This is a genomic window from Wolbachia endosymbiont (group A) of Hylaeus communis (genome assembly GCF_947251915.1).
Classification (GTDB): domain Bacteria; phylum Pseudomonadota; class Alphaproteobacteria; order Rickettsiales; family Anaplasmataceae; genus Wolbachia; species Wolbachia pipientis.
Window position 1 is genome coordinate 1,083,602 of the sequence record NZ_OX366396.1, and the last position, 18,338, is coordinate 1,101,939.

21 protein-coding genes, 1 other RNA gene and 2 pseudogenes are annotated in these 18,338 nt (G+C 34.3%); 18 read left to right on the plus strand and 6 right to left on the minus strand.

Annotation, left to right across the window (positions count from 1 at the left end):
• Positions 1-46: 46 nt before the first annotated feature.
• Together OPR52_RS05370 and OPR52_RS05375 are read right to left on the minus strand one after the other, a co-directional pair.
• Complete coding sequence (locus OPR52_RS05370; RefSeq protein ID WP_265037958.1) at positions 47-889, minus strand: hypothetical protein; 843 nt, start codon at positions 887-889, stop codon at positions 47-49.
• Positions 890-1,561 (minus strand): hypothetical protein, encoded by a 672-nt coding sequence (locus OPR52_RS05375; protein WP_265037960.1) that lies wholly within the window; start codon positions 1,559-1,561, stop codon positions 890-892. It abuts the gene before it with no gap.
• 338 nt (positions 1,562-1,899) lie between these two features.
• On the opposite strand from OPR52_RS05375, the gene OPR52_RS05380 reads away from it, so the two are divergent.
• The 17 genes from OPR52_RS05380 to OPR52_RS05460 all read left to right on the plus strand — a co-directional run bounded on the left by OPR52_RS05380 (position 1,900) and on the right by OPR52_RS05460 (position 13,925).
• Positions 1,900-2,496, plus strand: coding sequence for a riboflavin synthase (locus OPR52_RS05380; RefSeq protein ID WP_010082169.1), 597 nt, complete (start codon positions 1,900-1,902; stop codon positions 2,494-2,496).
• Positions 2,497-2,553: 57 nt separating this feature from the next.
• Positions 2,554-3,144 (plus strand): CvpA family protein, encoded by a 591-nt coding sequence (locus OPR52_RS05385; RefSeq protein ID WP_010962383.1) that lies wholly within the window; start codon positions 2,554-2,556, stop codon positions 3,142-3,144.
• 124 nt (positions 3,145-3,268) lie between these two features.
• Positions 3,269-3,598: a transfer-messenger RNA gene (gene ssrA / locus OPR52_RS05390) on the plus strand.
• 23 nt (positions 3,599-3,621) lie between these two features.
• On the plus strand, positions 3,622-4,059 hold the full coding sequence (locus OPR52_RS05395; protein WP_265037961.1) for a ClpXP protease specificity-enhancing factor SspB: 438 nt from the start codon (positions 3,622-3,624) through the stop codon (positions 4,057-4,059).
• A gap of 200 nt (positions 4,060-4,259) precedes the next feature.
• Positions 4,260-4,478, plus strand: a complete 219-nt coding sequence (locus OPR52_RS05400; RefSeq protein ID WP_006279413.1) for a hypothetical protein — start codon at positions 4,260-4,262, stop codon at positions 4,476-4,478.
• A 67-nt stretch (positions 4,479-4,545) separates the two neighbouring features.
• Complete coding sequence (locus tag OPR52_RS05405; protein ID WP_231115925.1) at positions 4,546-4,752, plus strand: type II toxin-antitoxin system RelE family toxin; 207 nt, start codon at positions 4,546-4,548, stop codon at positions 4,750-4,752.
• 102 nt (positions 4,753-4,854) lie between these two features.
• Positions 4,855-5,076, plus strand: coding sequence for a hypothetical protein (locus tag OPR52_RS05410; RefSeq protein ID WP_265037963.1), 222 nt, complete (start codon positions 4,855-4,857; stop codon positions 5,074-5,076).
• Positions 5,057-5,368 carry a type II toxin-antitoxin system RelE family toxin gene (locus OPR52_RS05415; protein ID WP_010962380.1) on the plus strand — a complete coding sequence of 104 codons (312 nt, stop codon included), beginning with the start codon at positions 5,057-5,059 and terminating at the stop codon, positions 5,366-5,368. The genes OPR52_RS05410 and OPR52_RS05415 overlap by 20 nt, the downstream gene beginning before the upstream one ends.
• An 83-nt stretch (positions 5,369-5,451) precedes the next feature.
• Positions 5,452-5,673 carry a hypothetical protein gene (locus OPR52_RS05420; RefSeq protein ID WP_006279415.1) on the plus strand — a complete coding sequence of 74 codons (222 nt, stop codon included), beginning with the start codon at positions 5,452-5,454 and terminating at the stop codon, positions 5,671-5,673.
• A complete protein-coding gene (locus tag OPR52_RS05425; protein WP_264723229.1) occupies positions 5,664-5,939 on the plus strand; it encodes a type II toxin-antitoxin system RelE family toxin in 276 nt (91 codons plus the stop codon). Before OPR52_RS05420 ends, OPR52_RS05425 begins: the two co-directional genes overlap by 10 nt.
• A gap of 171 nt (positions 5,940-6,110) precedes the next feature.
• Entirely contained in the window at positions 6,111-6,389 is a 279-nt protein-coding gene (locus OPR52_RS05430; RefSeq protein ID WP_006279515.1) for a YggT family protein, read from the plus strand.
• Positions 6,390-8,504, plus strand: a complete 2,115-nt coding sequence (locus OPR52_RS05435; protein WP_264723228.1) for an FtsK/SpoIIIE family DNA translocase — start codon at positions 6,390-6,392, stop codon at positions 8,502-8,504. It begins immediately after the preceding gene.
• A 182-nt stretch (positions 8,505-8,686) separates the two neighbouring features.
• Positions 8,687-9,544: an Rpn family recombination-promoting nuclease/putative transposase gene (locus OPR52_RS05440; RefSeq protein WP_265037965.1), complete on the plus strand. Its 858-nt coding sequence runs from the start codon at positions 8,687-8,689 to the stop codon at positions 9,542-9,544.
• 197 nt (positions 9,545-9,741) lie between these two features.
• On the plus strand, positions 9,742-10,287 hold the full coding sequence (locus OPR52_RS05445; protein ID WP_265037967.1) for a hypothetical protein: 546 nt from the start codon (positions 9,742-9,744) through the stop codon (positions 10,285-10,287).
• A 197-nt stretch (positions 10,288-10,484) separates the two neighbouring features.
• On the plus strand, positions 10,485-11,105 hold the full coding sequence (locus tag OPR52_RS05450; protein WP_070356736.1) for a TRP75-related protein: 621 nt from the start codon (positions 10,485-10,487) through the stop codon (positions 11,103-11,105).
• Between the two features lie 25 nt (positions 11,106-11,130).
• Positions 11,131-12,411 (plus strand): flavodoxin-dependent (E)-4-hydroxy-3-methylbut-2-enyl-diphosphate synthase, encoded by a 1,281-nt coding sequence (ispG, locus tag OPR52_RS05455; RefSeq protein ID WP_265038478.1) that lies wholly within the window; start codon positions 11,131-11,133, stop codon positions 12,409-12,411.
• A 188-nt stretch (positions 12,412-12,599) separates the two neighbouring features.
• Complete coding sequence (locus tag OPR52_RS05460) at positions 12,600-13,925, plus strand: IS4 family transposase (protein ID WP_406833388.1); 1,326 nt, start codon at positions 12,600-12,602, stop codon at positions 13,923-13,925.
• Between the two features lie 122 nt (positions 13,926-14,047).
• Here the strand turns inward: OPR52_RS05460 and OPR52_RS07895 are convergent.
• Both OPR52_RS07895 and OPR52_RS05470 read right to left on the minus strand, forming a co-directional pair.
• Positions 14,048-14,474: pseudogene (locus tag OPR52_RS07895) on the minus strand (transposase); the annotation flags it as partial.
• Positions 14,475-14,503: 29 nt separating this feature from the next.
• A protein-coding gene (locus OPR52_RS05470; protein WP_265037751.1) for an IS630 family transposase occupies positions 14,504-15,363 on the minus strand; the annotation gives its coding sequence in 2 pieces (ribosomal slippage) (positions 14,504-15,039 and positions 15,039-15,363; 861 coding nt in all).
• Positions 15,364-15,487: 124 nt separating this feature from the next.
• Here OPR52_RS05470 and OPR52_RS05475 point away from each other — a divergent pair.
• Positions 15,488-16,320 (plus strand): annotated as a pseudogene (locus OPR52_RS05475) (IS5 family transposase).
• Positions 16,321-16,974: 654 nt separating this feature from the next.
• Here OPR52_RS05475 and OPR52_RS05480 read toward each other — a convergent pair.
• Entirely contained in the window at positions 16,975-17,583 is a 609-nt protein-coding gene (locus tag OPR52_RS05480; protein WP_320109380.1) for an SCO family protein, read from the minus strand.
• 44 nt (positions 17,584-17,627) lie between these two features.
• Complete coding sequence (gene dnaQ, locus OPR52_RS05485) at positions 17,628-18,323, minus strand: DNA polymerase III subunit epsilon (RefSeq protein ID WP_264723245.1); 696 nt, start codon at positions 18,321-18,323, stop codon at positions 17,628-17,630.
• Positions 18,324-18,338 lie beyond the last annotated feature (15 nt).

Genomic DNA, 18,338 nt, shown 5'->3' on the forward strand with positions numbered 1-18,338 from the left:
AGACCTTTTGCGCCCCACTTAAGTTGCAACTTAACCCCAACCATCTTCACAATGATACCCTACCTACGTTTCTACTCTCTGCCACCTTCTCAATAGAACTTATAGGACTTATGTTGAAAGATAAATCATTATCACAATTTTCTTCATCGCTATCAAGTCCACTATCAACGCTTAAAGATCTGAGTAATGTTGTCTTCTCTCTCAGTGGAACATAAGACTCATTATCAACGCTTGAAGATTTGGATAACCTTTTCTTCTGTCGTGGAGCATTACCAGACTCATTAGAAATTTCTCCCGTTAATTGATTGTTGAAGCTCCTTTGTTCATCAGCACGAATTTTTTCTTCCAGTCCATCAAGCATTCCTACCAATTCATCACCCCATTCATTTTCTTCTTCTAATAATTGTTTACACTTTTCTTTCTCACGCTCTAGCTCGTTTCTTAACTCTTCGACTTTATCTTCATCTTTAGTGAGTTCAAGTGTAAGCACCTTATCTCCTGGAAATTCCTCGTACTCGTTTTCTAGCTCTTCAATGTTGAGTTTTAGTCTCTCTTCTCCAAGTGTATCTTGTAAATTGCTATCCTGCCTATCTGATTCTTTAATCTTTTGCCCAATTTCTACTTGTACCTTATATTCCTGATCTAATTCTCTTAGCTGATCTTTCAAGCGCTCTTTCTGCTGGCGTCGTTCAACCATTATCTGTTCCGCATCTTCTCGTGCTTGATTTAGCTCTTTTTCCAAATTCTTCTTTCCTGCATTAACAATTTTCAGCTCTTCCTTTAGCTTTCTTTTTTCTTCATATACACCTTTAAGTTCTTGTGCTTTCCCTTGTAGCTCTTTTAACACACCTGCTAATTCTTCATTTTTTTGTGCCAGTTCAGTTTGCAATTACGTGTTTTTTTGCTCCTCTTTTTCAAACCTGTCTTGTAAATCGCTATTCTGCTTCTCTAACTTTACAATTGTTTGATTAGCTTCTGCTTGGGTTGTTTCTAGTTTCTCCTGTAGTCGCTGATTTTCTTGTATTAATTCATGGTGCTTTTTATTTATCACTTGCAACCCTGCTTCTATTTCTCGCTTCAATTCAACAGCTTCTTTTTTCAAATTTGACATTTCTTGCTTCAATTCAACGTTTTCTTTGGACAGCATCCGATTATTTAAAATCAATTCATCCATTTGTTGTGAAGCAACTTCTGTCTGAGTTCCAGTGTGCTGTAAATTGACTTCCGTTTGAGTTTCGATTTGTTGTGAAGCAACTTCTGTTTGAGTTGATGCATTGCTATTAATAGAAGGAGGAAGGCTATTGTCAGCATCAACTTTAGGGTCTAATTCCCCCTCTGGTTCCTTGCGATAGGCCACTATAGATTCATTTTGAAAATTGTTATTAGCAGTAGGCACAACATCAGCAGCCTTACCCTTTTCTAGTACAGCATCATATAAGGAGAGACTTTGAATATATAATTCATCATTTTGCTTTATCAATTCTAAGATCTCCTCCGATAGCACAAAATCTTCATCATTAAATTTTAGTACTTCAGTTATGCCATCGCTACTCACATTCATAATCATGGTACACATTTCGGATCCATCCTTTACAGGCCATAACTGCATTATGTGTTCTGAGTTTAGCTTACTTTATATATTCTGAGTATTCTATAGAATCTGTTAAGCAAGTAAGTAAAAACGATCCCCTTTCTCGCGCCTATAGCTAGTGCAGACTCAGTTTTCCTGCGTCATACCGCGATTCATTCGCGGTATCTCTAGATCCCGCTAACACGTAGCGGGATGACGAATTTGTCGTTTTTTAAATTGTCGGTAAACCAGAATTACTTTAACTATAACAAAATAGAAATAAGTTGTTGTAAAAAATTTTTCATGGTAAAATTATTTATTTTCACCATATGTTTAAAGGAATTATCACGGATATCGGGACTATAACTGATACTACCACTCACTCCAACTCTGATCAAATTTTCCATATCAAGACACAAAATTTATCCTCTATAAATAAAGGAGATTCAATAGCTTGCTCTGGTGTGTGTTTAACTGTTGTTGATATAATGAGCGATACATTTACAGTCCAAGCATCTCAAGAAACTATGAAGGTTGCTAACTTAAATACGTGGAGAATAGGAAAAAAAATAAATCTCGAACAAGCAATGAGATTAAGCGATAAGATCGATGGCCACCTGGTTCAGGGTCATGTTGATGGGATAGTAAAATTTTTAACAATTAATCAAAATTTAGATTCTCATGAAATCAAACTATCGTGCCCACAAGAATTAATTAAATTTGTTGCAAAAAAAAGCTCCGTTACACTAGATGGGGTTTCCCTCACAGTGAATTCAGTTATTAATCAGGAATTTACAGTAAATATCACTCCCTATACATGGGAAAATACGACTTTTCAGTACAACAAAGTAAATGATTATTTGAATTTAGAAATTGACATGATCGCTAGGTATTTAGATCAATTGATGCAGCATAAATACAATTAATTTTACAACCTTGTTATTTACAACTATTATATCTTGAAAACCATATAGATATAAAACATGCTTTTCGATAGCCTAATTATCTTCATTGTTGTTCTATGCGTAATAATCTCGGTAACTAGAGGCTTTATAAAAGAGCTATGCGCACTAATGTTTCTATTTTTATCGGTCTTTCTGACAGCTAATCACTATGATTTTTTCGCTCCAAATTATAGTAAATATTTTGATTCTAAAGTTACACTAAACATACTTTCTACAATCTCTGTATTTATTATACTTAATCTTATATTCATGATAATAAATAACTGGCTAATGTACATATTATCACCCATAAGGTTGGGGTTTATCGATAGAGTTACTGGAATCTTTCTCGGAGTGCTTAAAGGAATATTGCTCTCTTATGTATTATTTTTTGCTGTGCACTTATATTGCTACACAGTATATGACAAAAAAGAGGGAGAGTATAAAATAGAAGCAGAAGACATATTGCCTAATTGGATAATAAATTCACACTCTTATCAGGCTTTATTTGTGACAGCAGAAGAAGTAATTGACATGTATGTACCAGAGTCGTTGATACTAAAAATAAAAGAGATCGGTGGAGAAATGGTTGATCAAGAAAAACCTAAAAACAATAAAAAAGAAGAGTAAATATTTATTTATAAATATTTTCATTGGGAGTATTCAAAAAGCCATATGTGTCAGGTTAAGAGCACAGAATTTTTTACTGGAAATATTAATTTTGTTTTAGCAATAAATCAACTTAAGGTCATAATATCTTGACATTTATTTAATGTTGCTATATAATAGCTATGTACATTTTGTGTACTATAGCAATAAAATTACCTTGTAATAGGTGTATTGGACCCGAGGGCAGTACTCGGCGCCTCCACCATGTTTTTTAATTATACGGGGGCGATTAAGGATCGACATGCATAGTAAAGATGGTAGCTTTGCTCGGTTAGACACCACCGCTAAGAGTTCATAATTTAAATGCAAACGATAATTTTGCTGCTGAAGAATATCGTGTTGCTGCTTAATTTAGCACAACCGGTTTATTACTAAAGCACGGTTTAGGGAACGCCGGGTAACAGAAGTTCCCCCAAAATTTACGTATGTGAAAGTTATATGGAGCAAACAGATTACAAAAAACTGCTTAATTCTGCTAAGTTTCAAGTTATCAAAAAGACTTTAGATGTTATATCAGGTAATGGTTTTATCCCTCACTTAGAAATATTATTTTTCACATATTTTAATGGTGTGACCATGCCAGATCGTTTGAAAAAGTCATACCCTACTCAAATGCTTATTATATTACAGCATCAATTCTATGATTTAAAAGTTTCTGAGGATAAATTTAGCGTCAGTTTGAGTTTTCAAGGAAAACAAGAGCGAATTACTATACCGTTTTTTGCTATTAGTGAGTTTCGTGATAAAATTTCAGGAGATGTTTTAATATTTGACAAAATCAGTATCGACTCTGGTAAAGAATACAAAAGTGAAAAATGTACTGAAAAACTATCAAACGGTAGTATTATATCCATAGATCAACTGCGTGATGAGTAACTGCTCATCTTTATAAACAAAAAATATTAATAGAAAAAAGTGGTCTAACTTAAGTAATAGAATAGAGGGTAGATAAATATGCTAAATCTTTAATTATTTATTAACGCAGGTGGCAAAATTTTTCTTACATATCATCAACTTCCTTTATTGAAAAATTCAGAAAAATGTTGTATAATTATTAGTAGACTTTGGTAAAACATATGACAGATTCAGGAATTAGTATAACTTTTGACCCAAAAACTTCACATAACCTTACTAAGTTAGCTGAAATCACCAAGGAATCCGTTCAAGAACTAGCAAAAAGGTTAGTCATCGAAGGAATCGAGTGCGAAGTAGAAGATATTGCGTTATATAAAACTATTAAGGAATGTGAGGATGTAGACTGGAATACAGTACTATCTGAAAGGGAGAGGACATAAACTGAAATACGATATTGTCTACTCAAAAAACTTTACTGAAAGAGATTTTCTAAATCTTCCAAAAACAATAAGATCAAGGATTACAAAAGCGATAAACGAGCGGCTTACAACTGATCCAATTAAATTTGGTAAACCATTACGTGGCAGGCTAAAAGGGTATAGAAGAATAAGGGTTAGTGATTATCGAATTATTTATACTGTAAATATTGCAAAACATAAGGTATTTGTTGCTACAGCAGGACATAGAGACACCATTTATGAGAAGGCTACTTGATAAACATTAAATATATTTTTATACAGCCCTCCTTCCTTTCTTTATTGAAAAATTAAAAAAAATGTTGTAAAATAGCTATAGTAGTAGACTTTGGTAAAACTTATGGTAAATTCAAAAGTTAGTGTAACTTTCAACCCAGAAACTTCGCAGCATCTTGTTGAACTAGCTAAAGCCACCAAGCAGTCTGTTCAAAAATTAACAGAAAAGCTAGTCAAGGAAGCAATCGAACTTGAAGCGGAAGATATTGCATTTTCCAAAATTATTAGGGAGTTAAATTCTGATGATGCAGAAGAAGTAGAGGATAGTGAAGACATCTGGAAATAAGCAATACACCATTAAATATCTAAAGCATGTTCTTAAAAGAAATTTGCCTTCCTTGCCGGAAGATGTAAAGCCAAGTATTAAAGATGCAATAAAAGAGTATCTTGAGACTGATCCTATTGGTAACGGTGTGTTGCTACGCAAGAGATTAAAGGAACATAGAAGAATAAAAGTTGCTGATGATTATCGTATTGTCTACCGTGTAAATACTGTAAAACGTATAGTAATTATTGTTTCAATAGGACACAGGGACAATATTTACAAGCAGGCAATATTGGACCTACTGAAACATTAAATATATTTTTATACACCACTCCTTTCTTTATTGAAAAATTAAAAAAAATGTTGTATAATTATTAGTGGACTTTGGTAAAACATATGGCAAATTCAGGCATTAACATAGCTCTTAGCGAAGAAACTTTAAAGCATCTTGCTGAATTATCTGAATTTACTAAACAGCCCGTTCAAGAATTAGCAGGAAAACTATTTAGAGAAGCAGTTGAGCTTGAAATGGAGGATTTTTTAGTATCTAAAATTTCTGATGAGCGTGATGTTGAAGGTGCAGAAACAGTTGATTTTGAAGATATTAAGTGGGATTAGAGCGTTACAAGGTTAAGTCTCTAAAGAGTGTTGTTGAAAAAGATTTACCAAACCTTCCAAAGATAATAAGGCTAAGAGTTCAAAAGGCTATAAAAGAACGTCTTACAGTTGACCCAATAAATTTTGGTGAACCACTGCATCATAACTTAAAAGGACGTAGAAGGCTAAGAGTTGGTGACTATCGTGTAATTTACAGAGTAAATCAATTAGATCATATAGTAACTATCACAGAGATAGGACATAGAGATGATATTTATAAGAAATAAATATCAACATTAATATATATTATACACTCCTCCTTCCTTGTCCATTCTCTACTTTAGGTGGCTTTGCGCAGCTCAAAAAATGAAGTTTTTTTTGGTTCAGCAAAAACAACATTTTGAGTTTGAAAAGGCTAAATACTTGTCTTTTATATAACTTTCGTGTAATAGATATGTATGCATCCAATCATATATCTACTCAATACGTTACTTGATCTTTATAGCTTCATTCTAATATGTTGGGTTGTCCTAAACTGGCTGGTTAAACTTAATATGGTGAACATATATAATGAAACTGTCAGTAGCATAATGCACATCTTGAACCAATTGACATATCCACCACTAAAGATTATTAGAAGATATATACCACCGTTCAACGGATTAGATTTATCTATAATGATATTGCTAATAACAATTCACTTTGTAAAATATACAGTAGCTTACTACTTTAGGTAGATGTTAAAAAAATATCTAAAATCAGCAATATATCTATCCCTTTTAATATATATATATATATCAGTTTTTAGCTATAACTATAAAGATCCTTCCTTAAACACGGCTACAAATGAGGAAGTGACAAATTTAGGTGGAATAGTAGGTTCATATTTAGCTGATATATTGGTTCAATTTCTCGGATTAACTAGTGTTACAATAGCTACAACCATAGTTTACTTGTTGATCTTCAGGCCAGCAAAAAGGCTGCTGAAAATTCTCTGTTTAATATTAATCAATTTAGGGATATGTGCTATATTACCACAACTTTCGCTAGGCGTCATTGCAAGGTACAGACACAGTGGAATAATAGGGAATGTACTCGTTAATCACTGTCCGTTTTATGTATTTGTGATAGTAACATCAATAGGTCTTGTAGGATTGGTTGGTTGGAAGAGAACAATTTACTCTCTATTCTTCTTATGTAAAAAAATAGCTTGCTTATTTGTAAATGTTCCATTCTTCAGATCACATAAAACTGCTGAATATTCAGTTGCACCATTAGTAGTAGAAGAAAAACATAAAACTAAAATCACTACTAAACAACAACCAAAAGAAAGACAGAAAAAAGCCACCAAAGAAATTTTCAGTGAGTTCGAATTTCCAAGCATTCATTTACTTTCCAAAGCAGAGGAGTCTTTGCAGAGAAAACAGCTGAATGAAATGGAGAGCAATAAAAATTTATCTCTGCTGGAACAAGTCCTGAGTGATTTTGGCGTGCAAGGAAAAATTATCAGTGTATGCTATGGGCCGGTTGTGACTTTATACAAACTTGAACCACAAGCTGGTACGAAATCTGCAAGAGTAATTGGCCTTGCAGATGACATTGCACGTTCGATGAGTGCACTCTCTGCACGTATTTCAATAATTCGTGGGCAAAATGCTATGGGAATAGAGTTGCCGAACAAGGAACGGGAAATTGTAATGCTGCGTGATTTGCTTGAATCACCAGAATACCAAAATGCAAACTTAAATCTTCCAATTGCGCTTGGCAAAGAAATAAGTGGAAAACCAGTTATTGCAGATCTAACTAAAATGCCTCACTTGCTCGTTGCTGGAACCACAGGGTCTGGTAAATCAGTTGCGATTAACACTATGATTCTTTCACTCGTTTATCGATTAAGTCCTGACGAATGCAAGATGATAATGATCGACCCCAAAATGCTTGAGCTTTCAATATATGATGCAATACCACATCTAATAACGCCAGTAGTAACAGAGCCAAAAAAGGCTGTAGTCGCTCTTAAGTGGATCGTGAAAGAAATGGAAAACCGCTATCGCATGATGTCGTATTTGAATGTACGCAATGTTATAAACTATAATCAAAAAATCACAGAAGCGATGAATAGTGGAATAGAATTGGAGCGCGTTGTGCAGATTGGCTTTAACTCAACAACAGGTAAGCCTTTGTTTGAAAAAATACCAATCAAGATGGAAATATTTCCGTATATTGTAGTGATCGTGGATGAAATGGCAGATTTGATGCTTGTTGCCGGCAAAGAAATAGAGTGCTCTATTCAGCGTTTGGCGCAAATGGCCAGAGCTGCAGGAATACATATCATAATGGCAACACAACGTCCATCCGTGGATGTGATAACAGGTGTGATAAAAGCAAACTTTCCAACGAGAATCAGTTTTGCTGTTACTTCTAAGATAGATAGCCGTACAATACTTGGCGAACAAGGGGCTGAACAATTGCTCGGCATGGGTGATATGCTTTATATGGCCTCTGGTGGTAAGATTATTCGAATTCACGGCCCATTTGTGAGCGATGATGAGGTGCAAGATATAGTTGATCATCTGAAAATGCAAGGTGAGCCAAATTACATGGAGGAAATTACCAAGGAAGATGAAAATTCTTCTGTGGAATCAGAAGGTGAAACAGAGGATGAAGAAAACGACCTTTACAACCAAGCAGTGGCCATCATTCAAAGAGATCAAAAAGTTTCAACCAGTTACATTCAGCGACAACTTAGAATAGGCTATAACAGAGCTGCAAACATCGTTGAAAGAATGGAAAAAGAAGGTATTGTCAGTGCTCCAAATTATTCAGGAAAGAGAGAGATATTGGTGGAATAACAGGGCTTCTGAGAACGTTCATGCGCGTTAAGTTAGGCCATAGATGGGTATCTTAAAATTTGCTGCAAATGCAACTTTCTTGGCTATCTTTTACAAAGTTAAAAGTTGTCTTCCTTAAAAATATGATTGAATAATTGTTAATAATAGTGTATAATTATTAACGTTTCCTAACTGTACTTATTATGGCTTTTTCAAAATTTCTCGATCCAAAGTTAGATTTAACATTTAAGAAAATCTTTGGTACTGAAAAAAATAAGAATATTCTTATCCATTTTTTAAATGATATTTTAGGATGTACTGAAGTCAATACTATACAAGAAGTAGAATTCTTAAGCACCATTATGGACCCTGAAATTGCCTCTGATAGACAAAGTATAGTTGATGTTCTTTGCAGGGATTCTAGTGGGTCAAGATATATAATTGAGATGCAGCTCGCTCGCGACAAGGGCTTTGAAAAGCGCGCACAACTCTATGCTGCTAAGGCTTACTCAAGGCAGGCTGATAAAAATTACATTAATTTAAAGAAGGTTTTCTTCATTGTTATTTCCAATGGTATGCTATTCCCTGAAGAGGTTGAGTATATTTCTACTCACAATATACGTGATATAAAAACCAACGGCCATTACTTAAAAGATTTTCAATTTGTCTTTATAGAATTACCTAAATTTTCAAAAAGCAGAGTGGAGGAACTAGAAAGCACAATAGAAAGGTGGTGCTTCTTTTTTAAGCATGCAGAAGAAACGACAGATGAAGATCTAAAGAAAATTGCAGAGGAATCACCAATAATAAAGCTAGCATACGATGAATTAGACAAGTTTCACTGGAGTGAAAAAGATCTCCTAGCTTATGAAGAAAGAGTGATGGATCTACAGAAAGAAGAAGCCATCCTTGAATACAGACTTGATCTTGCTGAAGAGAAAGGTGTACGGAAAGGAAAAATTGAAGTCATAAAAGCAATGCTAGCTAATAATGTTGATGTCAACACTATTGTTAAGTTTACTGGCCTCTCCATGAGTGAGATCAAAGAATTGCAGAATTAAGTGTGAATGGTTACAAAAATACAATAAGCATTTTTCTTCATGTATTTCGTAAGTACCTTAATTTAAGTTTTCGCACTTTCAAAAAGCAAGTCAAACGAAATTATTAAAAGATCAATACATAATGACAATTGATTTAATAATAATTTAAACATTTGGAATGTAAAATTATAATATATTAATTAACTAGGGGGTTAAAAATGGGTATAACTAAATGGGTACTTGGCTTTGATGAGTCAGATATAACAGCATTGCAGGAAAGTCAACAAATTGATGCTGAGCAGTTTGAAAAAGTTTTTGGTGCATTAAAAGAATGGCAAGAAGCTCAAAAGATAGATGCTAAACAGTTTGAAGAGGTATTTAGTGCATTAAAAGAATGGCAAGAAGCTCAAAAGATAGATGTTGAGCAGTTTGAAAAAGTTTTTAGTGCATTAGAAGACAAGATTGGTACTAAGCAGTTTCAAGCTATGCAAGAGCACTTAAACGTCCTGCAAGAAAAAGTGGAAACACTTGCAGAGGCAGTAGCAGATCAACAAAAAATAATGGCAATTTGTATCATAGTCAGTGCTGTTGCCGCAATAGCAATAACTAGTTTTGTTGCATTCTGTATCTATCAGGGAGTTAAGCTTGATAAAGAGAAGAAAAACGACTTATCTAAAGATACGCCAGACGCAAAACTTAGTAATGTAGATACTACCGATGGTACTGAAAAACTACAGAATAACTTAAAAGTTGCAAACATATAGCTGCATAACACTTTTCTTGAAAAGGTGTTACGCAACTTGTAACACCTTACTCTTCTCTTAGTCTGCGTAGGTTTTTTTGATAGCAAACATATCACTTTTTAGAAAAATATTTGTATTGTAAAGTTAGTAAAGATTCTGGTTTACTTAAAGTTTGTTAATTGCTATCTTTTAAAACACGATATTTACTATAGCACCATATGCTTAGGGTTTTTTCTAAAATTTTATTTATATTAATGTTTTTGGTTTCTAGCTTTTTTACTGTGCATAGTGCTGAAGCTAAATCTAAGCTCAGTAAGAGATACATACCTCCTGGTAACCCTGGTGGTGCAAACTTTCATACAGATGAGGATTTTGCTGAGTCATATAAACTGTATGAGAAGCGTAGGGAATTGCTCAAGAAAAAAAAATTACAAGATCGAGCTATAAATAAAGAAGATCTAATCAAAAAATTAAAAGAGAAAAAAATTGCTAGTCTTGATAATGAGCCAAATGACATGGAAGCTTGCATAGTCGACGATGAAGAGAGCACTATGATAAATCAGCATGGTATTAATATCGCACGTTTAAGGGGTGCTGTATTTATAGATCAAGAGTCAGTTTTCCAGTATGAAAATAAGCAGCATGAAAGTGAACAACAAGAAGAGAAGAAAGTTACTTCAACACGAGAAAAGAAAGTTTCTCCTATAAATGTCACTATAAAAGAAACTCCATCAAGAAGAACGTGCTCACATGATTCTATTGCTAATTTGGATAACGTAGATGCTTATAGTTTGAATGGTTCAAGTTCATTTGGCAGTGTAGCTGACACAGTAAAATAGTATCACAATATTGGCCATTAATAATATGCTAGATAAAGACCTGATATTGAATGATAATACATATGAATTATCGCAGATTTCCAGGCACAAAACTCATGTTGTAGAAGTTGGAAAAGTAAAGATAGGTGGAAATAATCCTGTAGTTGTACAATCTATGGCGCTTGGCGTGCATATAGATTCTGATAGTATAAAAAGTAGCGCAAAACATTATGCAAAAGAGATAACAGAACTAGCACGTGCAGGTTCAGAGTTAGTACGGATTGCTTTGAATTCAGAGGAGGTAGCAAGAGCAATACCTTATATAGTAGAAGAGATAAATAAAGAAGGCTTTGACGGTAAAATATTGGTAGGCTGTGGTCAGTATGAGCTAGATAAATTAGTTCAAGATTATCCAGACAACATCAAAATGCTGGGTAAAATTAGGATAAACCCAGGCAATATAGGTTTTGGCAACAAACGTGATGAGAAGTTTGAAAGGGTTATAGAGTATGCAATAATGCACGATCTTCCGGTTAGAATTGGGGTAAATTGGGGTAGTCTTGATAAATACCTTTTGCAAAAATTGATGGATGAAAACTCTTCGCTTAGTAATTCAAGGCCTTCTGATGTTATACTGCGCAAAGCACTTGTAATGTCTGCTCTTGATAGTGCAAAAAAAGCTGAAGAAATTGGTCTAAATTCAAACAAAATAATCATTTCATGTAAAGTTAGCAAAGTACAAGATTTAATTTTAGTTTATATGGCACTTGCAAAATCTTCCAATTATGCGCTGCATTTGGGTTTAACTGAGGCTGGTATGGGCAATAAAGGTGTGGTAAATACCGCAGCAGGGCTTACTTATTTATTGCAAAATGGCATTGGAGATACAATACGGGCTTCTTTGACTCAACGTCCTGGTGAATCGCGTACTAATGAAGTGGTGGTGTGTCAGGAAATATTGCAGTCTATAGGCTTGCGACACTTTAACCCTCAGGTTAATTCATGTCCTGGTTGTGGGCGCACGAGTAGCGATCGTTTTCGTATATTAACTGAAGAGGTGAATGGCTATATAAAAACTCATATGCCGATGTGGAAGAAAAAAAATCCAGGTGTAGAGCATATGAACATTGCTGTTATGGGATGCATAGTAAATGGTCCTGGAGAAAGCAAACACGCAAATTTGGGAATCAGCTTACCTGGATATGGAGAAAAACCTGTTTCAGCAGTCTATAAAAACGGCAAATATTTCAAAACTTTACAAGGTGATAATGTCTCTGAAGAATTTAAGGCAATTATTGATAATTATGTGAAGAAGCATTACACGTAACCTTTCACGGTTAATTAATAGATAAATCGCAAATAAAAAAGAAAATTAAACCTTGTTTTTCTTTTTTCGTTGGGAATGTTCAAAAAAGCATACGCGTCAAGTTAAGGAAAAGTGTAAGTAAAGTTGATAGAGTGAAGGAAAATAATAAGGTATAAATTCTCTTGGATATATGAATGAGAGAACTTACAATGGACAGAATAGCTTGCTTATCAAAAGACCTCAATGAATTCTTTAATGAAAAAGCAGACGAAATATCAATTGCAGTAGGTTTTATAAAAAGAAAGAGAAAACTTAATGGCTCATCATTCATAAAAGATATGGTTTTTGGTAACATAGGAGTTGATGATTGCAGCATAGAAACAATGTGTCAATTACTAAACGAGGACTCGATAGATATAACAAAACAAGGTTTGGATTTTAGATTTACTGAAGAAGCAGTGGAATTTATGAAAAGGATGTATAATGAATCTGTGGTTCTCTTTAAAAATATCTTGCAAGTTGATTGCAAAATCTTACAGCAATTTAATAGTGTTAAATTATTGGACAGTAGCTATATTACTCTACCTAACAGTATGGAAGAGATGTATAAAGGTTATGGTACTAGCTACAGTGGCTATGAAAGCAATACTAAGTCTGGAATAAAGTTACAATTAGTTTTCGATTACATGAATCAGATAATAGACCAACTTAATTTAACGGAGGGAATAAGATCAGACCAGGGATATAGGAAACATTTAAGTAATATATCAAGCAATGATTTGCTAATATCTGATCTCGGTTATTTTGTGCCAAGTTCTTTTAAACAAATCAATGAAATAGGAGCTTATTTCATAAGTCGTTATAAATCCGATACCAACGTATATGATGTAGAAACAAATCAAAAAATGGAGTTATTAGAATGTTTAGAGGATAAGTTATTTTTAGAAAACGAGGTATTGTTAGGAAAAGAAGCAAAAATTAGAGTAAGAATTATATGTCAGAAACTAACTGAAGAACAGTCTATAGCCAGAAGAAGGAAAGCTAATAGATTAGCAAGATCGCAGGGATATACATCCTCTAAAAGAAATCAAAAATTGTTGAACTGGTCAATATTTATAACTAATGTTCCAGAAAATAAAATTAGTGCTGAGCAAGTATTAACGATTTACAGAGTAAGGTGGCAAATTGAGTTATTATTTAAATTGTATAAAAGCCATATCAGACTTGATAAGCTAAAAGGAAAGCCATGCAGAGTATTATGTGAACTATATGCTAAATTGTGCGCAATTCTTATATTTCACGGCATAGTTGTTTGCACAGAAGTGAAAAAGAATACAGAACTTAGCTTAACAAAGGCATTTATTGAGCTAAAAAGACGGGTTAGAGAGTTATTTTTAGTATTAACCAAAATTAATAGTTTAAAAGCATTTCTTAAAAAACTCACTATAACTTGGTCGCGATTTTTATTAAAAGACAAACGTAGAAGGGCTAGAGTATCCACTTTAACCTCTCTAAATTTGCTCACAATCTCTTAACTTGACGCGTATGGTTCAAAAAAGTGTGTCAAACCGAAAAAAAAGTAATAAATTGATATAAAAAAAATGGAGGTTTGACTGACCTTACCCAGAAAAAGTGGAGAGAAAGTTTGGAATGTTTTTCACAAAGAGAATGATGAATCAAAATGCTCAGGAATGCAATAGTTAATAGTGACGTTGTTTGTTATAAAAAATTTCTATATATTCAAATATAGCAGTTTTGATATGCTGTTTAGAGTGCCGAGAGGTGTCTATTGGTAACTCCCTTTTTAGAGAACTGAAGAAGCTTTCCACAACAGAATTGTCGTAACAACAACCTTTATAACTCATCTATGTTTTTTATGGATAAGAGATATTGATACCCTTGCGCAGTATATTGTGAACCTTGGTCACTGTGCAGCAGTAGATTTTTAACAGGTTTACGCCTATTAATGGCCATTAATAAAGAGTTCATAACCAATTGTTTATTTATTGCACTACTCATTAACTACCATACGTGAGAATTATTGCTGCCAAATATAGCCATCCCTCCTTGGTTTTGATGTAAGTATAGCATTTCTCATAATAGTCCGAACAGGTCATAGGAAGGCAGAATCAACAGCACGACGAAAGGATTCGAATAGAGGAATGTTTTTCCTGGCTCTGTTTTTTATAGCAAACCAATGATGCTCAATTTTGTTGAAATCTGGAGAATAAGGCGGCAGATACAAAATTTCTGCACCAACCCCTTTAGCAAGCTCGATAATCTTATCAGACTTATGAAAAGTAGCATTGTCAAGAATGACAGTCTGTCCAGGTTCCAAGATCGGTGTCAAAAATTGCTCAAACCATCCATTAAAAACATCCATATTACAGTGGCCTTCAAAGGTTAACGGAACAACTATCTTTCTTCCACTTAAGGCTGCAACCATACTGATTCGTTGAGTTTTCTTTCCAGATTTTAAGGCATAAAACCGCTGTCCTTTCTGGCAATATCCGTAGGGGTAGTCTTCGGTGTTATCAATGCCAGACTCATCTATATACACTAAGTTTTTAGGTTCTTTTGTCGCTATAATTTTCAAAAATTCAGCACGTTTTTCTTCGTTTCTTTCCTTGTATCCATATGTCTTTTTTTGCGCGTAAATTCAATTTTTTTAAGGGCTCGATAGATCGTTTGGATACTAACGTTGTTCCAAAGTTTAGCCATTTCCGATAGAGTCTTTCCTCCGTGTTCTCTGGCAAATTTGGCAAAGGTATCCCAGTCGGTAATTTTGTGATTGTAACCCCCATTTCCAAGTTTTTTTGATTGAAAGTCTCCTGTTTCTTTTCTTCTTTGCTGCCACTCCCATAAAGTAGTTCGTCCAATCTTAAATCTTGCTGCCACTGTTTCTCTGCTTTCTCCTTCGTCTAGCGCTTCCATTGCTTTTTTTCTTAAATCATAACTATATGCTGCTGGCATTCAACCTCCTTATCATCATCTACCCTTATCCTATCACATCCGGACTTTTATGGAAAGAGCTCTAAGAGGTTGTCCGGAAACAAGTAAAAGGCTATAATATCTGAAATTTTAGTACGGGGTAAAGATGAGAAAAAAGTATCCAACAGATCTAAGCGAAAGGGAATGGGCAAGAATAGAAAAACACTTCAGAGTATCATACAAGAAAGGAGGAAGGCCGCCAAAGTATAGCAAAAGAGAAATATTAGAAGCAATTTTCTATGTATTGCGTACAGGGTGTCAATGGCGGTATTTACCAAATGATTTTCCGCTATGGAAGACTGTGTATGAGCAGTTCAGGCAATGGAAGAAGCAGGGAATTTTTGAGAAAATGAATTATGAAATTACAAAATATAGTAGAAGAAAAATAGGAAGGAATGAGCAGCCGAGTGCCTGTATAGTAGATAGTCAATCTGTAAAGACTACAGAAAAGGGGGGATCAAAGGCTATGATGGAAGTAAAAAAGTAAAGGGTAGAAAAAGGCATATAATTACAGACACTCAGGGTTTTATACTAGGTTGTTACGTAGGCGCTGCTAACGAAAATGATAGAGATGGTATTAAAATAGCATTAAACAATATGAGAACAAAATATACTAAAGTTAAAAAAATGTGGGCTGACATGGGATACCAAGGAAGAAATTTAAAGAATCACATAAAGGAAGAATATGACATAGATATTGAAATTGTTAAAAGGCCTACATGTAGATTTTGGGTGCACAAAGATACGCCACCTGAGCTACTACCAACAAGAGAACAAGGGTTTAAAGTACAGCCAAGAAGATGGGTTGTAGAAAGGACTTTTGCTTGGGTTAATAGGAATAGAAGGCTATCGAAGGAGTATGATTTACTCACAACATCCACTGAGAATTTCATATACCTAGCTATGAGTAGGGTTATGTTAAAGAGGGAATATGCTTGAATTTACTTGTTTCCGGACAACCTCTAAATTGCACAACAGATGATGTCATTCCAGTGCTTGACACTGGAATGGCTTTGTTGCATCGCTAGCTATGATGGATTAAAGATAAAAAAGATGGAGAATATCAGTAGCTTATTATTCTGGTATTTATAACAAGAACGGTCAGTGAATACCTAAATTTGAGTAAAAGAAATTTCACTACCACTCACTAATCCGGCTAAAATTCAAGAATTTCAATGCTTTAGCTATTTTCAATAGAATTAAATTTATTAATGTAAATAATAAATTACTATTCTTAAATTTGATCAGATTGATTGCAAAAAAACAAGATTTTCAATAGGTTACTTATAATCCTAACTATAGTTAGCCTTTCATAAGTAGCGATGCAACAAAGCCCACTGGAATCCAGAAATTTTGCTTATAACTGAGCTGATGAGCTAAAGGTAGTTGTCTTACGCTAAAACAAACGTTTTTAATTAAGTTGCATAGAAGCTGGATCCCAGTGTCTGGGCACTGGGATGACACCCCACTGGTGGGAATTGCTCCCAAACTACAACGTTCGTACAGTTGTGTGTGTCTTCCCATGGAGATTGCTCTCAAATCATAATGCTCATGCAGTTGCATGCTCGACTAATTAACAGAAAAATCTATAATTCAGTTTACGTATTTTCTTATCTCAGCCAAAATCTTATCAGATTGACTTTCGTCTGAATTTAAATCATCTGCAAGGTGTGTAACATATTTTCCTCCAGGGCCAATAAGGTACATTATTGAAGAATGGTTGATTTCTTCTTCTCCACCAACTTTGCTAGCATATACTTTATACTTTGCAATTACTTCGTCTATTTTTTCTCTTTCACCAGTTAACATTTGTATTCTGTGGTCAAATTGCTGCTGAAATTCTTTAAGTCTTTCCGTGCTATCGCGCTCAGGATCGACTGTGATGAAGAATGTTTGTAGCTTGTTGTTAGTTTTCTCATCTAACTTTGCAAGTGTTTCTGAAATTATTCCAAGGTTCATAGGGCAAATTCTTTTGCATGAGGAAAACCCAAAGAAAATCATCATGTATTTATCTTTAAAATCACTACTGCGCAAGATCTGTCCGTCCTGATTAATTAAAGAAAAATCTCCGCCTATCTTAACTTCTGCGTTGTGAATCGCTGCTGGGGCAAATATGCCTTTTTTAGTGAAATAACAATAACCTAAAAAAACAACTGCTAATGCTACTAGCATATTAGATAACAATCTTATAAACCTTACCATTAGGGTGCTCTCAGTAAAATTAAATTGTATCTTTATTGGTTGATCTATTCAATATATTTATTCCAAAGTGTATTGTTAATTTTGTCTAACAGTTTCTTATGTTCATCAATTTCTTCACTATTTGGTGAATATTCTCTGGGAGTTAGATTACGCACTTTATGCTGAACGAACGTGGAGTTACTGTCCTGATTGCATTCATTATCAAATAGAAAGGTTTGTAACCCTCCTGTAAGTTCAACATATACCTTTGCAAGCAATTGAGCATCAACTAGTGCTCCGTGCAATTCTCTATTCTCTAGCGATATATCAAAACGCTTACATAATGCATTCAAAGAAGCAGGTGATCCTGCGAATTTTTTCCTTGCAAGAGGTAATGTATCTAGCACTCTATCTGAGGAAATTAACCCAGCATTCAGCTTGCTTAACTCCATGTTAAGGAACTTAACATCGAATTCAGCGTTGTGAATTACCAAAATATCATTAGATATAAAGTCAAGAAATTCAAGTGCAACATCTGAAAATAATGGTTTATCTTCTAAAAATTCTTCACTAATACCGTGAATCTTAAACGAGTGATAAGGTATATCTCTTTCTGGGTTAAGGTACCGATGGAATACTTTACCTGTTGGAATACGATTAATTAATTCCACACACCCTATTTCAATAATTCGATGACCAGATTCAGTGTCAAGACCTGTCGTTTCAGTGTCAAGTACTAGTTCGCGTAGCTTGCTTTCCATGGTTAACTCTAAATA